The organism is Neisseria oralis, assembly GCF_045062685.1.
GTDB classification, from domain to species: Bacteria; Pseudomonadota; Gammaproteobacteria; order Burkholderiales; family Neisseriaceae; genus Neisseria; species Neisseria oralis.
Genome location: NZ_JBJGEB010000005.1, coordinates 101,160 through 124,230, shown reverse-complemented (window position 1 = coordinate 124,230; position 23,071 = coordinate 101,160). Strand labels below are relative to the sequence as shown.

At 53.9% G+C, this 23,071-nt stretch carries 18 protein-coding genes and 1 pseudogene; 9 read left to right on the top strand and 10 right to left on the bottom strand.

The window, feature by feature from the left end:
• Positions 1 to 38 precede the first annotated feature (38 nt).
• The 3 genes from ACI43T_RS06375 to ACI43T_RS06365 all read left to right on the top strand — a co-directional run bounded on the left by ACI43T_RS06375 (position 39) and on the right by ACI43T_RS06365 (position 2,245).
• Positions 39 to 326, top strand: coding sequence for a GIY-YIG nuclease family protein (locus tag ACI43T_RS06375; RefSeq protein WP_107145223.1), 288 nt, complete (start codon positions 39 to 41; stop codon positions 324 to 326).
• Positions 327 to 461: 135 nt separating this feature from the next.
• Entirely contained in the window at positions 462 to 1,598 is a 1,137-nt protein-coding gene (locus ACI43T_RS06370) for a 5-(carboxyamino)imidazole ribonucleotide synthase (RefSeq protein ID WP_405385971.1), read from the top strand.
• 164 nt (positions 1,599 to 1,762) lie between these two features.
• On the top strand, positions 1,763 to 2,245 hold the full coding sequence (locus tag ACI43T_RS06365) for a GNAT family N-acetyltransferase (RefSeq protein ID WP_009173171.1): 483 nt from the start codon (positions 1,763 to 1,765) through the stop codon (positions 2,243 to 2,245).
• 154 nt (positions 2,246 to 2,399) lie between these two features.
• On the opposite strand, the gene ftsH is transcribed toward ACI43T_RS06365, so the two are convergent.
• A complete protein-coding gene (gene ftsH, locus ACI43T_RS06360) occupies positions 2,400 to 4,361 on the bottom strand; it encodes an ATP-dependent zinc metalloprotease FtsH (protein ID WP_405385969.1) in 1,962 nt (653 codons plus the stop codon).
• 61 nt (positions 4,362 to 4,422) lie between these two features.
• Positions 4,423 to 5,043 carry an RlmE family RNA methyltransferase gene (locus ACI43T_RS06355; protein ID WP_405385967.1) on the bottom strand — a complete coding sequence of 207 codons (621 nt, stop codon included), beginning with the start codon at positions 5,041 to 5,043 and terminating at the stop codon, positions 4,423 to 4,425.
• Between the two features lie 140 nt (positions 5,044 to 5,183).
• Between ACI43T_RS06355 and yhbY the strand changes: the two genes are divergently transcribed.
• A complete protein-coding gene (yhbY, locus tag ACI43T_RS06350; protein WP_009173168.1) occupies positions 5,184 to 5,468 on the top strand; it encodes a ribosome assembly RNA-binding protein YhbY in 285 nt (94 codons plus the stop codon).
• A gap of 256 nt (positions 5,469 to 5,724) precedes the next feature.
• Here the strand turns inward: yhbY and greA are convergent, their stop codons facing one another.
• The 4 genes from greA to ACI43T_RS06330 form a co-directional block, all read right to left on the bottom strand.
• Complete coding sequence (gene greA / locus ACI43T_RS06345) at positions 5,725 to 6,201, bottom strand: transcription elongation factor GreA (RefSeq protein WP_293276378.1); 477 nt, start codon at positions 6,199 to 6,201, stop codon at positions 5,725 to 5,727.
• A 278-nt stretch (positions 6,202 to 6,479) separates the two neighbouring features.
• The gene (locus ACI43T_RS06340; protein ID WP_377081997.1) at positions 6,480 to 6,995 is read right to left on the bottom strand and encodes a single-stranded DNA-binding protein; all 516 of its coding nucleotides are present in this window, start codon (positions 6,993 to 6,995) and stop codon (positions 6,480 to 6,482) included.
• Positions 6,996 to 7,000: 5 nt separating this feature from the next.
• A complete protein-coding gene (locus ACI43T_RS06335) occupies positions 7,001 to 8,383 on the bottom strand; it encodes an MFS transporter (RefSeq protein WP_377081995.1) in 1,383 nt (460 codons plus the stop codon).
• A gap of 170 nt (positions 8,384 to 8,553) precedes the next feature.
• Positions 8,554 to 9,183: a lytic transglycosylase domain-containing protein gene (locus ACI43T_RS06330; protein WP_314106366.1), complete on the bottom strand. Its 630-nt coding sequence runs from the start codon at positions 9,181 to 9,183 to the stop codon at positions 8,554 to 8,556.
• A gap of 186 nt (positions 9,184 to 9,369) precedes the next feature.
• Here ACI43T_RS06330 and ppx point away from each other — a divergent pair, with 186 nt between their 5' ends.
• The 5 genes and pseudogenes from ppx to ACI43T_RS06305 all read left to right on the top strand — a co-directional run bounded on the left by ppx (position 9,370) and on the right by ACI43T_RS06305 (position 16,409).
• Positions 9,370 to 10,878 (top strand): exopolyphosphatase, encoded by a 1,509-nt coding sequence (ppx, locus tag ACI43T_RS06325; protein ID WP_377081992.1) that lies wholly within the window; start codon positions 9,370 to 9,372, stop codon positions 10,876 to 10,878.
• A 236-nt stretch (positions 10,879 to 11,114) separates the two neighbouring features.
• Complete coding sequence (gene cysT / locus ACI43T_RS06320) at positions 11,115 to 11,951, top strand: sulfate ABC transporter permease subunit CysT (protein WP_003759178.1); 837 nt, start codon at positions 11,115 to 11,117, stop codon at positions 11,949 to 11,951.
• Positions 11,952 to 12,213: 262 nt separating this feature from the next.
• Positions 12,214 to 13,074, top strand: a complete 861-nt coding sequence (gene cysW, locus ACI43T_RS06315; protein ID WP_003743550.1) for a sulfate ABC transporter permease subunit CysW — start codon at positions 12,214 to 12,216, stop codon at positions 13,072 to 13,074.
• Positions 13,071 to 14,144 (top strand): sulfate/molybdate ABC transporter ATP-binding protein, encoded by a 1,074-nt coding sequence (locus ACI43T_RS06310; protein WP_003778776.1) that lies wholly within the window; start codon positions 13,071 to 13,073, stop codon positions 14,142 to 14,144. The genes cysW and ACI43T_RS06310 overlap by 4 nt, the downstream gene beginning before the upstream one ends.
• Positions 14,145 to 14,438: 294 nt before the next feature.
• A pseudogene (locus ACI43T_RS06305) lies at positions 14,439 to 16,409 on the top strand (TonB-dependent copper receptor).
• 446 nt (positions 16,410 to 16,855) lie between these two features.
• On the opposite strand, the gene pflA reads toward ACI43T_RS06305, so the two are convergent.
• From pflA to ACI43T_RS06285, 4 genes are all read right to left on the bottom strand, one after another.
• Complete coding sequence (gene pflA / locus ACI43T_RS06300) at positions 16,856 to 17,665, bottom strand: pyruvate formate lyase 1-activating protein (RefSeq protein WP_308022767.1); 810 nt, start codon at positions 17,663 to 17,665, stop codon at positions 16,856 to 16,858.
• Between the two features lie 134 nt (positions 17,666 to 17,799).
• Positions 17,800 to 20,085 (bottom strand): formate C-acetyltransferase, encoded by a 2,286-nt coding sequence (gene pflB / locus ACI43T_RS06295; protein WP_405385961.1) that lies wholly within the window; start codon positions 20,083 to 20,085, stop codon positions 17,800 to 17,802.
• Between the two features lie 358 nt (positions 20,086 to 20,443).
• Positions 20,444 to 21,742, bottom strand: coding sequence for an adenylosuccinate synthase (locus ACI43T_RS06290; protein ID WP_377080832.1), 1,299 nt, complete (start codon positions 21,740 to 21,742; stop codon positions 20,444 to 20,446).
• Between the two features lie 27 nt (positions 21,743 to 21,769).
• Positions 21,770 to 22,921, bottom strand: coding sequence for an ATP phosphoribosyltransferase regulatory subunit (locus ACI43T_RS06285; protein ID WP_405385958.1), 1,152 nt, complete (start codon positions 22,919 to 22,921; stop codon positions 21,770 to 21,772).
• Positions 22,922 to 23,071 lie beyond the last annotated feature (150 nt).

The following is a 23,071-nucleotide window of genomic DNA, read 5'->3' as shown; positions in this document are numbered from 1 at the left end:
CGGGAATGACGGATTAAGATTTTTTTTGCAGAAACATGATGCAACCTGCCGTTTATATACTCGCCAGCCAAAGAAACGGAACGCTGTATATCGGTGTAACATCCAATCTTATCCAACGTGTTTACCAACATAGAGAACATTTGGCGCAAGGATTTACAAATCAGCATCATGTAACCATGTTGGTTTGGTATGAACTGCATTCCACGATGGAACACGCCATTACCAGGGAAAAGCAATTGAAAAAATGGAATCGGCAATGGAAGCTGCGCCTTATTGAAGAGAAAAATCCAGGTTGGCAGGATTTATGGTTTGAAATTATTAAATAACCATCATTTCCATAAAACATGTAAATTAACCCTAGTACCCCTTGAATTTCGTCATTCCCGCGCAGGCGGGAATGACGGATTGACGGTTTCAGACGACCTGAAATAAACAGCAGAACACAGACAGATTAAAACACCATGAACAAATCCCCCATCCTCCCTCCTTCCATGCTCGGCATCCTCGGCGGCGGCCAGTTAGGCAGAATGTTTACCGTTGCCGCCAAAACCATGGGCTACAAAGTAACCGTTCTCGACCCCGATCCGGACGCGCCGGCGGCGGAATTTGCCGACCGCCATTTGTGCGCGCCGTTTGACGACCAAGCCGCTTTGGACGAGTTGGCAAAATGCGCGGCGGTTACTACTGAATTTGAAAACGTCAATGCCGACGCGATGCGCTTTCTGGCAAAACATACCAACGTTTCCCCCAGTGGCGACTGCGTGGCCATTGCGCAAAACCGCATTCAGGAAAAAGCGTGGATACGCAAAGCGGGATTGCAAACCGCACCGTATCAAGTGGTTTGCCGTTCAGACGACATCAGCGAAGAAAGCGCGCAATTCTTGCCCGGCATCCTGAAAACGGCCACTTTGGGCTACGACGGCAAAGGTCAAATCCGCGTCAAAACGGTGGACGAACTCAAAGCCGCGTTTGCCGAACACGGCGGTGTGGATTGCGTTTTGGAAAAAATGGTGGATTTACGCGGCGAGATTTCCGTGATCGTATGCCGTCTGAACGATGAAAACGTGCAAACCTTCGATCCTGCCGAAAACATCCACGAAAACGGCATCCTTGCTTACTCCATCGTTCCTGCGCGGCTGAGTGCCGACGTGCAGCAACAGGCACGGCAGATGGCGCAACGCTTGGCGGACGAATTGGATTATGTCGGCGTGTTGGCGGTAGAAATGTTCGTCGTCGGCGACACGCATGAATTAGTCGTCAACGAAATCGCCCCGCGCCCGCACAATTCCGGCCACCATACGCTGGATGCCTGCGCCGCAGACCAGTTCCAGCAGCAGGTACGCATTATGTGCAATCTGCCGCCCGCCGATACCAAGTTGCTTTCTTCATGTTGCATGGCGAATATTTTGGGCGACGTTTGGCAGGAAGACGGCGGCGAACCGAATTGGCTGCCGTTGCAAAGCCATCCGAATGCACACCTGCACCTATACGGCAAAAAAGCCGCGCGGAAAGGCCGCAAAATGGGACATTTCACCGTCTTGGCCGCCGATGCCGATGCTGCGCTGCAACAGTCGCAAAAACTCCGCAGCCTGCTTTGACGTATTCAGAGGCCGTCTGAAAGCCAAACCCTATGCCGATACCTTGATGCCGAACCGGTTTATCTTTATCATTCAACATATTTAATTCCAATCTGACGTTTTAACCTTTTTCAGACGGCCTCACTCTTCAAAGGCCGTCTGAAACCCGTTTACCAAACCCGAACATGAGCCTGCTGACCGTACTCCGCCCCGCTAACCGGCAAGACTGCCGCTTCATCCACAATGCCCACCGCCACGCCGTGCAATATACCTGCATCCGCAGTTACGACGAGCGCGTATTACAGGCATGGGAAGAGCTACTGGGGATGGAAAGCTATATCGAAGCGATGGAAGACAAGAAGAAAGCATTGTGGGTGGTCGAATATAAAGGCGTGGTACAAGGTTTTTTCCAAGTGGACTTCAAAGAAGCACAACTTGACGCGCTTTACGTTCATCCGTTCGTCCACAACCAAGGTTTAGGCACCGCGCTGCTCTCCCGCGCCGAAGAACTGGCTGCGCGCGCTGGCCTGAGTTTTATGAAACTCTACGCCTCGTTAAACTCTGTTCCGTTTTACCGGCTGAACGGTTACGAATCGCTGGGCGCAGCGGTATTGCCGCTGAACGAAACGGTCAGGGTCAAATGCGAGCTAATGCGTAAGTATTTGTAATTTTTGAATAAAGCAACTATAAACCCAACACCTAAAACAGCAAAATATTATCTTGATAAACAAACAGGCCGTCTGAATATTTCAGACGGCCTGTTTTACGATTCAAAAATAAAAACGGCGGTATTCCACAAACCGCCGTTTCTCTATCGCCCAATCAGGCTTTATCCCGACTATTTTCCTGAGCCTCTATCGGCATCGGTTCAGGTTCGGCCTCTGCCGGTTGGATAGTATCCGTTGCCTGGACTTCAGATGCTTCACCTTCCTCATCCTGTCGCAGGTTGTGGCTGTAATCCTTAGGCGGGCTGGGCTGTTTGCCCGCCATAATTTCCAGCACCTGATCGCGATCAATGGTTTCCCACTCCATCAAGGCTTTACACATGGTTTCCATTTTGTCGCGGTTTTCATCTAGGATTTTGTAAGCGACTGCATACTGTTCGTCCAAAATGCGGCGTACTTCAGCATCGATTTCCTGCTGGGTTTTTTCGGAAATATGCTGCGAGCGGGTAACGCTGCGTCCTAGGAACACTTCGCCTTCATTTTCGGCATAAACCATCACGCCCATTTTGTCGCTCATGCCGTAACGCGTTACCATCTCGCGCGCCATCTGGGTGGCACGCTCGAAATCGTTGGATGCTCCGGTAGAAATACGGCCGACGAAAATGTCTTCGGCAATACGGCCGCCGAACAAAATGGAAAGCTGGCTCAGCATTTGGTCTTTATACATGCTGATACGGTCGCGTTCAGGAAGCTGCCAAGTCAGACCCAGCGCACGGCCGCGCGGCATGATGGTTACTTTGTGGACGGGATCAGTAAACGGCAGGCTTTCCGCTACAATCGCATGACCCGCTTCATGGTAGGCAGTGGCGCGTTTTTCGTCTTCGTGCATCACCATGCTGCGGCGTTCGGGGCCCATATAGATTTTGTCTTTGGCATCTTCAAAATCGCTTTGGTCAACTTTGATTTTGTTGCGGCGGCCAGCAAACAGGGCAGCCTCGTTAACCAAGTTTGCCAAATCCGCACCGGAAAACCCAGGGGTGCCGCGCGCCAATGAAACCAAATCCACGGATGCGTCCAAAGGCACTTTTTTCGAATGCACTTTCAAAATCTGCTCACGGCCGCGAATATCAGGCAGCGGAACAACCACTTGTCGGTCGAAACGGCCGGGACGTTGCAGGGCAGGATCCAGCACGTCGGGACGGTTGGTCGCGGCAATGACGATAACGGTCTGGTTACTCTCAAAACCGTCCATTTCCACTAAAAGCTGGTTCAAGGTTTGTTCGCGTTCGTCGTTACCGCCGCCCAAACCGGCACCGCGCTGCCGGCCTACGGCATCGATTTCGTCAATAAAAATGATACACGGCGCGTTTTTCTTCGCCTGCTCGAACATGTCGCGCACACGGCTTGCACCGACGCCGACGAACATTTCGACGAAATCAGAACCGGAAATACTGAAAAACGGCACACCTGCCTCACCTGCAATCGCTTTTGCCAACAAAGTTTTACCCGTACCCGGGCTGCCTGCCAGCAAAATACCGCGCGGCACACGGCCGCCCAAACTTTGATAGCGGTTCGGCGCTTTCAGATAATCAACGATTTCCTGTACTTCTTCTTTCGCTTCGTCGCAACCGGCAACATCGGCAAAAGTAACTTTGTTGGCATCTTTATCCAGCAGGCGGGCGCGGCTTTTGCCGAAAGAGAATGCACCGCCCTTGCCTCCGCCGCCGCTTTGCATACGCATAAAATAGAACCACGCGCCAATCAGCAGCAATACGGGCAGCAGGCTGTAAAACAGGCTGGCCAGCATACTCGGTTTTTCTTCCGGCGTTACTTTCACGCGGACTTTGTTGTCCAGCAATGTTTTAATCAGGTTGTCATCCAAAGGCGCATTGGTAAAAAACGGACTCTTATCGGAGCGCTCGCCCTTAATCAGATAGCCGCTGACAACAGACCCTTCGATGTTGACGCTGGATACTTCGCCACTGTTTACCTGTTGGATAAACTGCGAATACTCGATTTGTTGGCTATTTTCACGCTTCTCGCTGATTGCATTGAACGCAGCCATCAAAGCTACGCCCAAGGCCAACCAGACCAGCAAATGTTTAATGGTATTCCCCACTGAAACAGGCTCCATAAAAAGGTAAATGAAAGGAAGATTTTAAAGCAGGCAGCACACCTTGTCAGCGTTTATTTCTGCCCAATAAATAAATCTCACTGGAACGATTGCGGGATGCCTCCGGCTTGCGTGTCTGCACCGTACCGAACACCGCACGCATGGCCGCCGTATACTCCTGAAATCCTGCACCCTGAAATACTTTAACCAAAAAATTGCCGCCTGTTTTCAGATGGTTGGCGGCAAAATCCAAAGCCAACTCGCACAGATAATAACTGCGCGCCTGATCCGTGACGGCGTTACCCGACATATTGGGCGCCATATCGCAAATTACAAGGTCTAACGGCCGGCCGGACAATAAAGATTCAAACCGTGCCAACACATCGTCTTCCCGAAAATCGCCTTGGATAAAAGAAACGCCCTCAATTTCGTCCATCGGCAAAATATCCAACGCAAACACCTTGCCCGAATCACCGACCAACTTTGCCGCCACCTGCGACCAACTTCCCGGCGCACTGCCCAAATCGGCAAGCACTGTTCCCCGCTTGATTAATTTATCTTTCTCATTAATTTCCAAAAGCTTATATGCCGCGCGTGCACGATAGCCGTCTTTTTGCGCCATATGCACATAATGGTCGTTAACATGCTCATGCAACCATGCCTTAGAAGATTTCGAGTGAACCGCCATCGTTTATTTCCGCTTTATCAAAATGTTTTATTGTACGTTACTTTTCCGCAGGAATACCTGAATCTGCCGACAAAATCCGATGCAGCCATACCGCGATTCGCGTACAATAAGGCTTCATTATCCTTATTTAGTACAACAAAATGGCCAACGAAAAACTGAGCACAAAAGAAATTTTGGAATTAAAAGCACGCGCGCACCACCTCAACCCCGTAGTTATGGTCGGACAACAAGGTCTGACCGAGGCCGTCATCAAAGAAACCGATGCCGCGCTGACCGCGCACGAACTGATTAAAATCCGCATCTTCGGCGATGACCGTGCCGAGCGTATCGCCATTTGCGACGCATTGTGCGAAGCTGTCGACGCACAACCCGTACAGCACATCGGCAAGCTTTTGGTTTTGTGGCGTAAAAATCCTGAAGCCTGATACAACCCGACACATCCGTTTGGAAAGGCCGTCTGAAAAAATATTTTCAGACGGCCTCAAAACTATTTATAGCATTCGGAACGCAACAAACACTTTATCAATATCAACGATCACATATCTCGCCAAAACATGCGCGAAATACCGCACCATATGCCGAACGGACTGCTTGGCGGTCAAACAATTCGGATAACTCAAAAACAGAGGCCGTCTGAAAGTTGAATCTCCAACTTTTCAGACGGCCTCAACTATTCGAAAATCAAATATATTCGACAGAGATGATGTCATACTCGCGCACGCCGCCGGGCGCCTGTACCTCGGCTACATCGCCTTCTTCTTTACCGATAAGGGCACGGGCAATCGGGGAGCCTACATAAATTTTGCGCTCTTTTATGTCTGCCTCGTCTTCCCCTACGATCTGATAGGTAACCTGTTCTTCGGTTTCCATGTCCTCCAACGTTACAGTCGAACCGAATACGATTTTCCCTTCGGCGTGGATTTCGGCCGGGTTGATGATGTGCGCCACAGACAATTTGTATTCCAATTCGGAAATGCGGCCTTCGATAAAGCCTTGTTTTTCTTTGGCGGCTTCGTATTCGGCGTTTTCAGACAAATCGCCGTGCGAACGGGCTTCGGCGATGGCTTCGATAATTTCGGGACGTGCGACGCTTTTAAGGTGTTGCAATTCCTGCTTCAGCAACTCGGCTCCGCGCACGGTCAATGGGATTTTTTGCATCTTTACTCTCCGTTAAAGCGGCCTACCCCGCCTTCAATATATGATTTCCAGCCTGTTATACCGGACGGCCCCTCCGGTAAAGCAATAAATAAAAATACAAGCCGCGCGGATTCGGCGGCTTGTATGGATAATTTCTGACACGTTCATTTTACCAAAAACCATCAAAACTGCAACGACCAATCGGTTTTTTATCAGACAATGTACCCAAATCGTTACAGTTACAGGCCGTCTGAAACATTGTATGAATTTTTCAGACGGCCTCCAAACAGGTATCAAGGCTAGAACGGAATATCGTCGTCGATGTCTTCAACAGGAGCTGCCGGTGCTGCTGGGGCTTGGCGGCGGGGAGCGGCAGGGGGTTCTTGGTTTTGCGGGGCGGCTTGGTATTGCTGCTGCGGTGCCTGTTGCTGGTAGCCGCCTTGGTTGTAACCGCCGTCGTCGTAAGGTGCGCCGCCGCTGTTGTCATTCCGCCCGCCCAACATTTTCATTTCGTTGGCGATAATGTCGTATGCGGTACGCTCGATACCGTCTTTGCCTTGATATTTTCGGCTTTGGATGCGGCCCTCCAGATAAACTTGGCTGCCTTTGCGCAGGTATTGGCCGGCGATTTCGGCCAAACGGCGGTACATGGTGATGTTGTGCCATTCGGTACGTTCTACGCGCTGGCCGTTGCGGTCGTTCCAGGTTTCGCTGGTGGCAACGCTGAAATTGCAGACGGCTTCGCCGTTGGGCATATAGCGGACTTCGGGGTCGCGTCCCAAGCGGCCGATAAGGATGACTTTGTTCAATGACATAATGTTTAAACTCCTGAAATGATTTTTTCGGCGGCCTCTTGGTCAAACCCTTTCTGCAACGCCTTGATATAAACAGTTTGCCTGTCGGCACTGAATGCGACGCTTTCTACGCCGTCCAACTCCGACAGAGCACAGAAGAGCAAATCGGTATTGCCGCGCCATTGCGTTCCGACCGGCATACTGATGTTTTTCACGGGATTCGGTGCGGGCGAGCACAGCGCAATCAACAACCACACCCCCATCAATACGCAGCAAAAGGCGAAGATGCTGGCAAAACCGTAATGCTGGAACAGCAACCCGCCCGATGCACCGCCGACAAACAGGCCGACCGACTGTAATGTGTTGTACACCCCCATCGCCGTACCTTTGAGGTCGGGCGGTGCAATTTTCGACACCATCGACGGCAGGCTGGCTTCCAATACGTTAAAACCGATAAAGTAAACGACCAGATAGCCGGTAATCAGCCAAACCGAATGCAGGCCGAACAGCAATCCCGCCTGCGCCAGCGCGATGCAGGCGATACCGAGCACGAACACCTGCTTCAGTTTGCCGCGCGTTTCGCCGACGATAATCAGCGGAACCATCACAATCAGGCCCGTAACGGTGGAAGGCAGATAGACTTTCCAGTGTTGGATTTTCATCAGCCCCAGATTTTCCAACGCAAACGGCAATGCGGTAAACAAGGCCATCTGTGCGGCGTGGAGGGCGAAAATACCGAAATCCAAAGTCAAAAGCTGGCGGTTTTTCAACACTTCGCCCATACGTGACGGCTGGGTTTGTGCGTCTTCATGGAATTTCGACACTTCCGGATTGGGCGTCATCCATGCCACCACGGCGATACTGGAAACGGTCAGTGCGCCGGTCAGCATAAACAGGCCGGGCACGCCGATAAAATCGGCAATTACTGGCGCCAACACCAGACTGACGGAAAAAGTCAGGCCGATGCTCAAACCTATCATGGCCATCGCACGGGTACGCACTTCATCGCGGGTCAAATCCGCCAAAAGCGCCGTTACCGCCGCGCTGACCGCACCCGCACCCTGCACCGCCCGCGCCGCCACCAGCATATGCAGCGAATCGGCGGCGGTGGCAAGAAAACTGCCTGCGGCAAAAACTATCAAACCGACGTAGATGACTTTTTTGCGGCCGAACTTATCGGATGCGATGCCCAGCGGCAACTGCAACGCAGCCTGCGTCAATCCGTAGATGCCCATCGCCATGCCGACCAGCGTTTTGTTGTTTTCCGCGCCGGGCAGCGACGCCGCATACAGCGACAATACGGGCAGCACCAGAAACATGCCGAGCATACGCAGCGCGTACACGCCCGACAGCGTTACGCCCGCCCGCCATTCGGACGGAAACATTTGAGTGTGGTTTTGTCTTGCCATAATTATTTTCAGACGGCCTTTCGGAAAAGCCGGAACACTTGAACCTGTTGCCGGACATCGCCGTCCGCCGGTATATATCCGCATCAGGCCGTCTGAAAGACGGCCGGCGGGAGAAAGGTCGGATTATACAGGAACGGCTTGTTTTTGCATGTCGGCCGTGCACGAGGGAATCAGCCCCACTGCCAGCGGTTGCGCCATGCACCCAAAACGGCGTTCGGATATTTGCCGCTGCCGAGACTGCCGTTGAAGCGCGCCAGCGCGCGGTAAAGGTTGCCGTTTTCCAGATTATTGTAGTGGCGCAGGATGGTGCAGCCGTAGCGCAGGTTGGTGCGGATGTCGAAAAGATTATGCGACGGTTTGCCGATATAGTTTTTCCAAAACGGCATGACCTGCATCAGGCCGCGCGCGCCGACGCCGCTGATGGCGTATTGCCGGAACGCGCTCTCCACTTCGATGAGTCCGAGTACGACTTGGGGGTCCAGCCCGGCGCGGCTGGCTTCATACTGGATGTTGACCAGCAGGCGGCGGCGTTCGCCTTCGTCGGGCACATATCTTGCCAAACGGGACGACATCGCCGAAAGCCAGCGTTCGCCTTCCTGCGCGGAAGCGAACACCAGCCGCGGCGGATTGACGTTGTTAATCGAACCGCGCATCACCGAAGCGACGTCGTCCGACAGGGTTTCTTCGCGTTGCGCGCCGGCCAGCGCCAGCGAAGGCGATAAAAGCAGCGCGCTTCCGGCAAACAGCAGGCGGCGGCGTTGCAAAGATACGGGTGATTGAATAAGAGTGTTTTTTTCCATAATGCAGCCAAGCAGGTTATCGGTGTTATCGGCAGGCCGTCTGAAAACCTTTTTCAGACGGCCTTATTATAAAATTATCCCGCCCTCTTATAAAGCGGAAAACCGAAAATCGTAAATCGTAAAGCAGATGACAGTCCTCAAGGCAAAGGGTAACATACAGGCATTCCAACCAACCGGTATACCGTCATGACTGCCATCCCGACCAACGTCCTCGCTTCCGTCGATTTAGGTTCCAACAGTTTCCGCCTCCAGATTTGCGAAAACCACAACGGCCAGTTGAAAATCATCGATTCCTTCAAACAGATGGTGCGCTTTGCCGCCGGTTTGGACGAACAGAAAAACCTGAGCGAAGAATCGCAGGAACGCGCCTTGGAATGTCTGGCCAAATTCGGCGAACGGCTGCGCGGCTTCCAACCGGAACAGGTGCGCGTCGTGGCGACCAACACTTTCCGCGTCGCCAAAAATATCGGCCGCTTCATTCCCAAAGCCGAAGCCGCGCTGGGGTTTCCGATAGAAGTGATTGCGGGCCGCGAAGAGGCACGCCTGATTTATACCGGCGTCGTCCACACTCTGCCGCCCAACGGCGACCGGATGCTGGTTATCGACATCGGCGGCGGTTCGACCGAGTTCGTCATCGGCTCCGACCTGCGGCCGACCCATACCGAAAGCCTGCCGCTGGGTTGCGTTACATACAGTATGCGTTTTTTCCAAAACAAAATCGGCAATAAAGACTTTCAGGCGGCCATCGCCGCCGCGCGCAACGAAATCCAGCGCATCAGCAAGCTGATGAAGCGCGCAGGCTGGGACTTCGCCATCGGCACCTCCGGTTCGGCCAAATCCATCCGCGACGTGCTGGCGGCCGAATATCCGCAGGAAGCCGACATCACCTACGAAGGCATGAAAAAACTGGCCGAGCGCATCACCGCTGCGGGTTCGGTGAAAAAAGCCAAATTCGAGAACCTGAAACCGGAGCGTGTGGAAGTGTTTACCGGCGGTTTGGCGGTCATGATGGCGGCCTTCGAAGAGCTGGAAATCCGCAAAATGACGGTAACCGAAGCCGCCCTGCGCGACGGGGTGTTCTACGACCTTATCGGCCGCAGCCTCAACGAAGACATGCGCGAGCAGACCACGGCGGAATTCCAGCACCGCTACCACGTCAGCCTCAACCAGGCCAACCGCGTCGCCGATACCGCGCAAAAATTCATGGAAAGCCTCTGCCACGAACACAACGTGCCCGTGCAAAGCCTGACTTTATGGAAACAGTATCTGAGCTGGGCCGGCCGCCTGCACGAAATCGGGCTGGACATTTCGCATACCGGCTACCACAAACATTCCGCCTATATTTTGGAAAACGCCGACATGCCCGGTTTTTCGCGCAAAGAACAGTCCGTGCTGGCGCAACTGGTATTGGGACACCGCGGCGAGGTCAGAAAAATGACCGAAATCGTCGGCAGCAACGAAATGATGTGGTACGCCATCCTGTCGCTGCGCCTCGCCGCCCTGTTCTGCCGCGCGCGGATGCCGCTGGAGCTGCCGCCGTTTACCCAGCTCCGCCCCGACAACACGGGAAAAGGCTTCATGCTGCGCATCAGCCGGAACTGGCTGGAACAGCACCCGCTTATCGGCGACGCGCTCGCCTACGAAAGCACGCAATGGCAGAAAATCGATATGCCTTTCGGCGTGCAGCTTCAATAAGGCTGTTTTACAGCTTGATTTCAATAAAGGCCGTCTGAAACATCGGTTTGTCCGTTTCAGACGGCCTTTTCTTCTGCTCGCCCTTATCTCCCGGCATTTTCCGTCGGAGGCCGTCTGAAAAAAGGCCGTGCGCCTTTTATAACAAAATCATCTTTGCATCAAACAAACCATTCTTTCCTTTTTTCAGACGGCCTCAGTAAAGTAACACCTGCTTTCAATCATTCAAAATCCCGATTATGTTACTGCTCAAAACGCCCAGCGTACTGCCCGGCTTCAAAATCAGCCTCGGCCTGACCGTATTGTGCCTGTCGCTTCTGGTGGTTTTGCCGTTTGCGATGATGGCGGCGAAGGCGGCGGAAATCGGTTGGGGCGGCTTTTGGAACACGATTGCCGAGCCGAACGTGTTGGCGGCAGTGTGGCTGAGTTTGCGGATGTCGTTTTATGCGATGCTGACCAATGTCGTGTTCGGCACGCTGGTGGCGTGGGTGTTGGTGCGCTATGAATTTCCGCTCAAGGGGCTGGTGAACGCGCTGGTCGATTTGCCGTTTGCGCTGCCGACGGCGGTTACGGGCATCGCGTTGGCGACCCTATATGCACCCAACGGTTGGATCGGCCGATTTTTCGAGCCTTTGGGCATCAAAATCGCGTTTACGCCCGTCGGCATTTGGATTGCGCTGGTCGTCGTCAGCCTGCCTTTTATCGTCCGCGCCGTGCAGCCGGTATTGGAGGAATTGTCGGGCGAATATGAGGAAGCGGCGGCGACTTTGGGGGCAAACCGCTTCACGACGTTCCGCCGCGTGCTGCTGCCGGAAATCACGCCGGCGCTCTTAACCGGCGCGGGCATGATGTTCGCGCGGGCAACGGGGGAATACGGCTCGGTGATTTTTATCGCGGGCAACATTCCGATGGTTTCCGAAATCCTGCCGCTGATTATTACGGGTAAGCTAGAACAGTTCGACGTACAGGGCGCATCGGCGGTGGCGTTGTTTATGCTGCTGGTTTCGTTTGTGATTCTGTTTGCGTTAAATGTGATGCAGTGGGCGTTGAGCAGGCGTTCGGGAGCGAAGGGTTGAGGGGTCGTCTGAAAACCTGAACTACGCTGTTGCCGTCATTCCCGCGCAGGCGGGAATCCATTGGTGAATTTCGGCTGCCTTATTTATTTTCTGTTTTCCTGTTGCCCTGTGGTGGATTCCCGCCTGCGCGGGAATGACGGTAGCTAGACGTTTTTATTCCCTTAATCAATAAAAGGTCGTCTGAAAACGAATCCGCCCCACGAAAACGGTTTTTTCAGACGACCTCCAAACATCTTAAAACCAACCAGAGAACACCACCGCCATGAAACCCTATTCCGCCAATCCCAACCTGACCGAACCGCGCTGGCTGCGCGTGCTGCTGACCGCCGTCGCGCTGGGGTTCCTGCTGCTGATGCTGGTCGTACCGCTTGTCGCCGTGTTTTACGAGGCGCTGAAAGGCGGTTGGGATTTGTACCTGCAATCCCTTACCGACCCCGAAGCGTGGGCGGCGATCAAGCTCACCCTGATTACTGCCGCGGTGGTCGTTCCCGTCAATGCCGTCTTGGGCGTGGCGATGGCGTGGCTGCTGACCCGTTTCGACTTCCGCGGCAAGCAGTTGCTGACCACCCTGCTCGATTTGCCGTTTTCCGTATCACCCGTGGTGGCCGGTTTGATGTTCGTCTTATTGTTCGGCGCGCACACGGCATTGGGCGGCTGGCTGGAAGCGCAAGGCATACAGATTATCTTCGCCATCCCCGGCATTATTCTGGCGACGCTGTTCGTTACCTTTCCCTTTGTCGCGCGCGAAATCATCCCGCTGATGCAGGCGCAGGGCGACAGCGAAGAACAGGCCGCGCTGATACTCGGTGCAAGCGGCTGGCAGATGTTTTGGCGCGTTACCCTGCCCAACATCAAATGGGCGCTGCTCTACGGCATTATCCTTACCAACGCCCGCGCGATGGGCGAGTTCGGCGCGGTCAGCGTGGTATCGGGACACATACGCGGCGAAACCAACACCATCCCGCTTTTGGTCGAAATCTTCTACAACGAATACAACTTCACCGGCGCATTCGCCCTCTCCGGCGTATTGGCACTTTTAGCACTGGCGACGCTGGCGGTGCAGAACATCATCACAAAATTACAAGATAAAAAACTCGCCGCCGCCGAAAGGAACGCAGCATGAGCATCACCATCCAAAACTTAAACAAACACTTCGGCAATTTCCACGCGCTGAAAAACATCAACCTCAACGTCCCTACCGGCAAACTCGTTTCCCTGCTCGGCCCTTCCGGCTGCGGCAAAACCACGCTCCTGCGCATCATCGCCGGACTGGAAAACGCCGACGGCGGCAATATCCTCTTTGACGGGCAAGACGTAACCGCCAAGCATGTGCGCGAGCGCAAAGTCGGTTTCGTGTTTCAACACTACGCCCTCTTCCGCCACATGAACGTGTTTGACAACGTCGCCTTCGGTTTGACCGTATTGCCCAAGTCCGAACGCCCGTCCAAAGAACAAATCCGCGCCAAAGTCGAAGAATTGCTCAAACTCGTGCAGCTCTCCCACCTCGCCAAATCCTATCCGCACCAGCTCTCCGGCGGCCAACGCCAACGCATCGCCCTCGCCCGCGCCCTCGCGGTCGAACCTAAACTCCTGCTTCTAGACGAACCCTTCGGCGCGTTGGATGCCAAAGTGCGCAAAGAATTGCGTACCTGGCTGCGCGATATCCATCACAACCTAGGCGTAACCAGCATTCTGGTGACGCACGACCAAGAAGAAGCCCTTGAAGTTTCCGACGAAATCGTCGTCATGAACCACGGCAAAATCGAACAAACCGGTAGCGCTGAAGCCATTTATCGCAAACCCGAAAACGCCTTCGTTACCGAATTTCTCGGCGAAACCGATGCCTTCGAAGGCAGAATCGAAAAAGGCATCTGGCACTACAACGGCTTCGCGTGGAAATTGGACGCGCAATACAAATGGCAGGAACAAACCGCCACCGGCTACATCCGCCCGCACGAATGGCAGCTCGCCGCCGAACACGAAACCCCGATGATCCGCGCCGAAATCGAAAAAATCCACGCCGTCGGCGCACTGACGCACGTTTTGGTGAAACACGGCAAACAGGACGTACATATCACGCTGGCAGGCAGCGACGCGTCAAGGCTGGATTTGTCCGCAGGGCGGGAATTGGCATTGGTGCCGAAACAGGTTTATGTGTTCTCGCAAAACGAGTTGATTGAATATTCGATTTAACGGCGTGATAAGCGGAAGGCCGTCTGAAAAATGTTTCAGACGGCCTTTTTGCCGCAACGACAATTTTGTCCTTTCCTTGTCCGGCGGGGAAGCCTATCGAAATATGCCCGTTGCTGTTTTCTTTAAATATTTCACCATATCAAAAATTTACCTGTTGACTATATGCTATAAAAATATTGACTTAAATTAAACAACCCCTGTTTTGTCATTTCACAAATTAACCGACCTCGTATATACTACTAAAGTATTAGACTTCTATAACCTACGGACTACACACATAAAAGGAGCACCCAAATGAGACGCCCGTCTTTACTCGTTCTGCCGCTTGTCCTTGCCGTATCCCAGGCTTGGGCAGATACAGAACCCGTCGCTGAAGAAACCGTTACCCTTTCCCCCGTCACCGTTACCGGCACACAACAACAAAAAGCCAATAGCATTACTTTCAACCCCAAAGCTGCTTTGCAACCCCTCCCTGCCGGAGACGGCGCAGACCTTTTACAATCCGTGCCCAACATGAGCATCATCCGCAAAGGCGGCAGCTCGGGCGATCCGCTATTCCGCGGTTTGGGCGGTTCGCGCTTGTCCGTTAACGCCGACGACCAGTTTATTTACGGCGGCTGCGGTATGCGTATGGATCCGCCGACTGCCTACATTCACCCGAACTCTTTCGACAAAGTCGTCGTTACCAAAGGCCCTCAAACCGTAACCCAGGGCATGGGTTCGGTCAGCGGCTCGGTGCAATTTATCCGTAAAGACCCTGATTTCAGCGAAAAACCCTACAACGTCAACGCTACTCTGACCGCAGGCAGCAACGACCGCCGCGACGGCTCGCTTGAAGCCGAGTTCGGCGGCAAATACGGCTACGTCCGCAGCAATATTTCCCATAACGAAGCCGACGACTACAAAGACGGCGACGGCAACCGCGTCCACTCCAATTTCAAACGCGACAGCCAAATGCTGCAACTGGGCATCTCCCCGACCGAAAACACCACCATCGCCGGCACATACGAGCGCAGCAGAGCCAAGGTTGCCTACGCCGACCGCATGATGGACGGCAGCAAATTCGACCGCGACGCATGGAATGTCCGCTTTACCCAGCGCAACCTCACCCCTTGGTTCAGCGAACTCGAACTGCGCTACGGCAAAAGCGAAATCGACCACGTTATGGACACATACAGCCTGCGCACCATCCGCAATCCGGCAGGCAAACAAATTAAAAACGCCAACAACCCCAAACGAAATACCGACACAGGCCGTCTGAAAGCCACCTTCGACTGGGACAAACTCAATCTGCAAACAGGTCTGGACTATCTGGACGACGTCCACGTCGTGCGCAATGAGCGCGGCGGCGACGGCTACCGCCACAAGCCCTACATGCCCAACCAAAGTTTCAAACAATGGGGCATTTTCACTGAAGCCGCTTGGCAGCAAACCGACAAACAACGTTGGGTGGCAGGCTTGCGCCATGACCAGGTCAAAGCGCATTACGATACCGCAAGCGTTACCGACCCCGCTTTGAAACATCAGAAATTCAACTTGGATTCCGGCTTCCTGCGTTGGGAACGAAACACGGATAACGGCTTGAAATACTACGCAGGATTCGGCATTGCCGAGCGCGCGCCCGACTACTGAGAACGCCTGCGTTCTGAAAAGAAAGCCATCCACGCCGAACAAAACCGCCAAATCGATGCAGGCATCATCTGGAAACGCCCCAACCTCCACGTATCCGTATTCGGCAGCGATGTCAAAAACTTCATCCTGATGGAACGCCAAGGTATGAACTTGGGCGTGCGCAACATCAACGCCTCGCGTTTCGGCGGTGAAGCCGAAGTCAAATGGACGTTTGCGCCCAACTGGGAAATCGGCAGCAGCCTCGCCTATACCTACGGCAAAAACCGTACCGACGGCAAACCTTTGGCACAAACTCCGCCGCTGGAATGGAACAACACCCTCGCCTTTGACAACGGCAAATTCAGCGCAGGCGCGTTATGGCGCGTAGTAGCCAAACAAAACCGTTACAGCAAAGGTCAAGGCAATATCGTCGGTCAGGACATCGGCGCATCTTCCGGCTTCGGCGTACTCTCGCTCAACGCCGGCTGGAAATTCAGCAAATACGCTACATTGCAAGGCGGCATAGACAACGTGTTCAACAAAACTTATGCCGAATTCGTCAGCAGGGGCGGCGACCCCTCCGCCGGCACGCAAACCCTGCGCGTCAACGAACCCGGCCGTACCGCATGGCTGAGGCTGCAAGCGAAATTCTGACGCGGAGAAAGTCAAACAGGCCGTCTGAAAACCCTGATTCGAGGTTTTCAGACGGCCTTTTACTTTCCGCAATCCTCCGATATTGCAGGACAGACTTATATAACCAATTTACTTTGATTTTCGATACATCACTTGCCATCAGCCGCCATTCCCGCACAGGCGGTAATCCAGAATGTAGAATTTAGAAAACCTTTTTTCCGACAGGTTTCTGCACCGACAGGCCTAGATTCCCGCCTGCGCGGGAATGACGGCGGTTGGTAAGCAGCGTATCGGAAATGAGGTGTTTTACAGCTATATAAATTTTCAGACGGCCTCAACAAACACCGAGGTCTGTTGAGGCCGTCTGAAAATTTATATAGCGAAAATATCCGGCTGCCGCGCCTTCTTATTTGTTCCACAAACAAGGAATTAAACGATAAAACTCGTTTTCGGGTGTTCCGGCTAACTTAATAAATGATTGATTTTCCGTACCCTTCCAAGATTTCCTTAATCTTCAGCACAACCTCTTTGGGCGGCGGGTGCACGCCTTTCAGTTTGTACTCGTCGCCGCACAATGCCCATTTGTGCGCGCCCAGTTCGTGATACGGCAGAAGTTCGACCGCGCCGACATTTTCCATATCCCCGATGAACCCGCCCAACAGATGCGCGGAACGCTCGTCGTCGGTATAGCCGGGAACGATAACGTAGCGCACACGGGTAGACTGTCCGCGCTCGGCCAGATAGCGGGCGAAATTCAGCGTTTTGGTGTTGGGAATGCCGACCAGCACCTTATGGATTTCGGGGTCTATCTGTTTCAAGTCCAGCATGACGAGATTGGTATGGTCGAGCAGGTCTTCCAAGATGGAATCGTAATGCAGCGCGTAGCCGTTGGTGTCAAGACAGGTATGGATGCCGTGTTCGCGGCAGGCGGTGAACCAGTCGCGCACAAATTCGTATTGCAACAGCGGTTCGCCGCCGGTTGCGGTTACGCCGCCGCCCGTTGCCTCCAGGTAATGGCGGTAAGACATTACCTGTTTCATCACCTGCTCGACGGTCATTTCCTGACATTTGTCGGTATGGAAATCCCATGTATCCCGATTGTGGCAGTACAGGCAGCGCATCAGGCAGCCTTGCAGGAACAGGACGTACCGCAGGCCGGGGCCGTCCACCGTGCCGCACGATTCGACGGAGTGTACGATGCCTTTGCCCTGATAATGGCGGTGGCCCATGTCTTTTGCGGGCGGGTGCGTTTCGGAATTGATGGTGTAGGTCTGCATAATGGTTCGGGATGCTGGGTTTTCAGACTGCCTTTAAGCTGAAGAGGCCGTCTGAAAAACGGTTTCGGCGTTATGGTTCGGGTTTGCAGAAATAATGCCGGACGGCTCCGGCATTATTTCCTCTCCGCAGGCGGTTACATGGTTTCAGTAAAGGTGCGGGTAATCACGTCCTGCTGCTGTTCGCGGGTCAGCGAGTTGAAGCGGACGGCGTAACCCGATACGCGGATGGTAAGCTGCGGATACTTATCGGGATTTTCCATCGCATCCTTCAGCGTTTCGCGGTTCAGCACGTTGACGTTCAGATGTTGGCCGCCTTCCACCTCTCCTTCTTCGTGGTGGAAGTAACCGTCCATCAGGCCTGCGAGGTTGCGTTCGCGGGAGTTTTCATCTTTGCCCAATGCGCCCGGCACGATGGAGAAGGTGTAGGAAATACCGTCTTTGGCAAACTCGAACGGCAGTTTGGCTACGGAGGTCAGCGAAGCGACGGCACCGTTGACATCGCGGCCGTGCATCGGGTTGGCACCCGGACCGAACGGTGCGCCTGCGCGGCGGCCGTCCGGCGTGTTGCCGGTTTTTTTGCCGTACACGACGTTGGAGGTAATGGTCAGCACGGACTGGGTCGGCGTTGCGTTACGGTAAGTTTTGTGGGTTGCCACTTTTTTCATGAAGCGTTCCACCAAGTCGCAGGCGATGTCGTCCACGCGGTCGTCGTTGTTACCGAACTGCGGATATTCGCCTTCGATTTCAAAGTCGACGGCAATACCGTTTTCGTCGCGAATCGGTTTGACTTTGGCGTATTTGATGGCTGACAGCGAGTCGGCGGCCACAGACAAACCGGCGATACCGCAAGCCATAGTGCGTTTCACGTCGCGGTCGTGCAGCGCCATCAGCGCAGCTTCGTAACTGTATTTGTCGTGCATGTAATGGATGATGTTCAGCGCGGTAACGTATTGGGTTGCCAGCCAATCCATGAATTTGTCCATGCGCGCAAAGACAGTGTCGTAGTCCAAGACTTCGTCCATAATCGGTTCGGTTTTCGGGCCGACCTGGTCTTTGGATTTCTCGTCCACGCCGCCGTTGATTGCGTACAGCAGGGTTTTCGCCAAGTTGGCGCGTGCGCCGAAGAACTGCATTTGTTTGCCGATTACCATCGGGCTGACGCAGCAGGCAATGGCGTAGTCGTCGCTGTTGAAGTCCGGACGCATTAAATCGTCGTTTTCATACTGGATGGACGAAGTGTCGATGGACACTTTGGCGCAAAATTCTTTAAAGCCTTGCGGCAGTTGTTCGGACCACAACACGGTAATGTTCGGTTCGGGAGACGGACCCATGTTGTACAGGGTGTGCAGCACGCGGAAGTTGGTGCGCGTTACCAGCGTGCGGCCGTCCAAACCCATACCGCCGATGGATTCGGTTGCCCAAATTGGGTCGCCGGAGAAGAGTTGGTCGTATTCGGGCGTGCGCAGGAAACGAACCATACGCAGTTTCATCACCAAATGGTCGATAAACTCTTGCGCTTGGGTTTCGGTAATCACGCCGTTTTTCAGGTCGCGCTCGATGTAAATATCCAAGAACGAAGACACGCGGCCGAACGACATGGCGGCGCCGTTTTGCGATTTAACGGCGGCAAGGTAGGCGAAGTAAGTCCATTGGATGGCTTCTTGCGCATTTTTCGCAGGGCCGGAAATGTCGTAGCCGTAAGAGGCCGCCATTTCTTTCATTTGACCCAAGGCTTTGTATTGGTCATTGATTTCTTCGCGGCGGCGGATAACTTCTTCCAGATTCACACCGTTTTCCAAATCGGCTTGCAGCGAATTGAATTGGTTGAATTTGTCGGCCATCAGAAAATCGATACCGTACAACGCCACGCGACGGTAGTCGCCGATGATGCGGCCGCGGCCGTAAGCATCCGGCAAGCCGGTAATCACACCGGATTTGCGGCAACGGCGGATGTCGGGCGTATAAACGTCAAACACGCCTTGGTTGTGGGTTTTACGGTATTTGGTGAAGATTTCGCTGACTTCGGGGTTCAACTCGACGTTGTACACCTTGCATGCGTCTTGTACCATTTTCAAACCGCCAAACGGCATGATTGAGCGTTTCAGAGGCTCGTCTGTTTGCAGACCGACGATGGTTTCCAAATTTTTATTGATATAGCCCGGTGCATGACTGGTAATGCCGGACACGACTTGCGCGTCGATTTTGTAAGGTTCGTGCGTGCGGTTTTCGACTTTGATGCCTTCCATCACTTCCGCCCACAATTTGGTCGTAGCCTCGGTCGCAGGTGCGAGGAAAGACGCATCGCCTTCATAAGGCGTGTAGTTTTTCTGAATAAAATCGCGCACGTCGACATTGGTTTCCCAATTACCGCCGACAAAACCTTCCCAAGCGGCGGGGCGTTGTTGTATATCGGTTGACATATCAAGCTCCTAATCAGATGAATCGGTTGGATACAATACTAAAAAAATCTTGTTATTTAAAATAATATCACTATTGCCCGCTCAAAGTAATACCGATTCTGAAACATTACTACACGCGACACAAACGCTTGATGTATATCAAATATCCGTGCGGATTTATTTGAAAACCGGCACAGGCGCACCCATTCTCTTATACCTTAAGAATGAATATTATGAGGCCGTCTGAAAACCGTATCTGCAACTTTAAAGACAACAAATCTTTTCAGACGGCCTCCAATCTTCGTAAACCAATATTAAAAAGCCCCGCAAGCATTCTGGCTGCGGGGCGCATTTCTTTTTAAAACCGTCGGCATCGGCATCAGGCAAACGGATGGTGCAATACGATGGTTTCTTCGCGGTCGGGACCGGTGGAAACAATGGCCACGGGTGCGCCGCAAACTTCCTCGATACGCTTCAGATAGGCTTTGGCATTGTCCGGTAATGCGTCATAACTTTTCACGCCGAACGTCGATTCCTTCCAACCCGGCATAGTTTCGTAAACCGGTTTGCAGCCTGCCACCGCATCCGCGCCGAAAGGCAGGATGTCGGTCTTGCTGCCGTCGGGCAGTTCGTAACCGACGCAGATATTGATGTTTTCAATACCGTCCATGACGTCCAGTTTGGTGATGCACATACCCGAAATGCCATTGACTTGGATAGAGCGTTTCAACGCAGCCGCATCAAACCAGCCGCAACGGCGCGCACGGCCGGTTACCGAACCGAATTCATTGCCGCGCTCGGCCAATCCCGCGCCCACTTCGTCAAACAATTCGGTCGGAAACGGTCCGGAACCGACGCGGGTAGTATAGGCTTTGACGATACCCAGCACATAATCCAGCATTTGCGGCGCAACGCCCGCTCCGGCAGACGCGGCTCCCGCCAAGCAGTTGGACGAGGTTACGAACGGATAAGTCCCGTAGTCGATGTCCAGCAGCGTGCCCTGCGCGCCTTCAAACAACAACTGCTCGCCTTTGCGGTTTTTCTCGGTCAGCACGCGTGAAACGTCGGTGATCATCGGCACGATGCGCGGCGCGATTTTTTCAATGACGGCCATCACGTCCTCCGCCTTTACCGGCTCGGCACCATGCAGATGCTGCAACTGGACATTGTAATAGGCCAAAACCGATTCCAGCTTTTCGGCCAGCTGCTTAGGACGGAGCAAATCCACCACGCGGATGGCCCGACGGGCGACTTTGTCTTCGTAAGCCGGACCGATGCCGCGACCGGTCGTGCCGATTTTGCTTTTTCCTCTGGAGGCTTCACGCGCCTGGTCCAAAGCGATATGGTAAGGCAGAATCAGCGGGCAGGTCGGCGCGATTTTCAGACGGCCTTCCACGTTTTTCACGCCGGCCGCGTTCAATTCGTCGATTTCGCCCAACAGCGCCTCGGGGGAAACGACCACGCCGGAACCGATGAAGCAATCCAGCCTCTCATGCAGGATGCCGCTCGGAATCAGGCGCAACACGGTTTTTTTACCGCCCACCACCAAAGTGTGCCCTGCATTGTGGCCGCCTTGAAAACGCACAACACCCGACGTTTCTTCCGCCAGCCAGTCGACGATTTTACCCTTACCCTCGTCGCCCCATTGGGCGCCGATTACCACTACATTTTTAGTCATAGCCAAACCTTATAATTCTAGATATTGTTAAATTTTAAAAACTTCCCATCCCGATTCCGTCTTTTTCAGACGGCCCGAAACATCTTGCGAACCATTGTATCCGACGCCGTAATCCACCACGACGCACTGTCCCTGCGCGCGCAACCGCCCGATGGCTTCCTCAGCCTCTTCCGCATCCTCATGCGCCACGGCCACCAGCGGCAGGCGTTTGATGGCGGGCAGCCTGCCGACAAACGTGCGCATGTCGAAACTGAAACCGGTCGCCGGACGGCTCCGTCCGAAATACGCGCCCAAACCGTCGTAACGTCCGCCGCGCGCCACCGCCTCGCGGCAGTTGCTGCCGTAGGCCGCAAAGAGCAGGCCGGTGTGGTATTCGTCCACACGCAATTCGGATAAATCGACGTGTACCTGTTGCGAAGGGAATGCCTTACAGACGGCCTCCAACTCGTCCAGCGCCTCGCCGACCGCACTCAAATCCGGCAATTCGGCGCGCGCCCTGGCCAGTATTTCCCTGCCGCCGTAGAGCGTCGGCAGCAGGGCAAACGCCTTAGCCCACATCCCATCAAGCCGCCAAGCCGCAACCTGTTCGGAAACCGCAGCGGCATCTTTATCCTGCATCAGCGACAGCAAACGGGCGGCCCGCGCCTCGTCCAAATCCGCCGCACGCGCCAACGCACGGAACACGCCGATATGGCCCAGCGACAGTAAAACTCCGCCTATATCGGCAATTCCCATGCTTTTAAGCATCAAATCAATCAACTCTATATCGGCGGCAATACCGGCGAAACCGTACAGTTCGGCGCCGACCTGCAAAGGCTCGCGGGTATTGAGCAGGCCGTCGGGTCTCGCATGGAGCACCGGGCCGGCATAACACAGGCGGTTGATGCCTTCGTTGGCCGATAACAAGTGCGCATCGATACGCGCCACCTGCGGCGTAATGTCCGCGCGTATGCCGAGCTGCCTGCCGCTAATCTGGTCGGCCACACGGATGGTTTTCAGCGACAATCCTTCGTCGATATGGGTCAGCAGCGAACCGCTGTATTCCATCAGGGGGGGCTGCACCAATTCGTAACCGTGCACGCGGAACAGTTCCAAAACCTGCTCTCTGGCGCTTTCCAACTGTCTCGCGGCAGTAGGCAGAATATCGGCAACATGTTCGGGTAGCTGCCAGGGCTGCATAACCGTCTCCTCCAAACCTGCACACACTAAAAAAGCTGCTTAAACTTAAAATTCAGACGGCCTTACAGCTCACGTCGGCACTTTCAAAAATATGCGTTGCCAAACGTACCGCACCGAATCCTGATTTTAAATTCAAACAGCCCCTGTGGC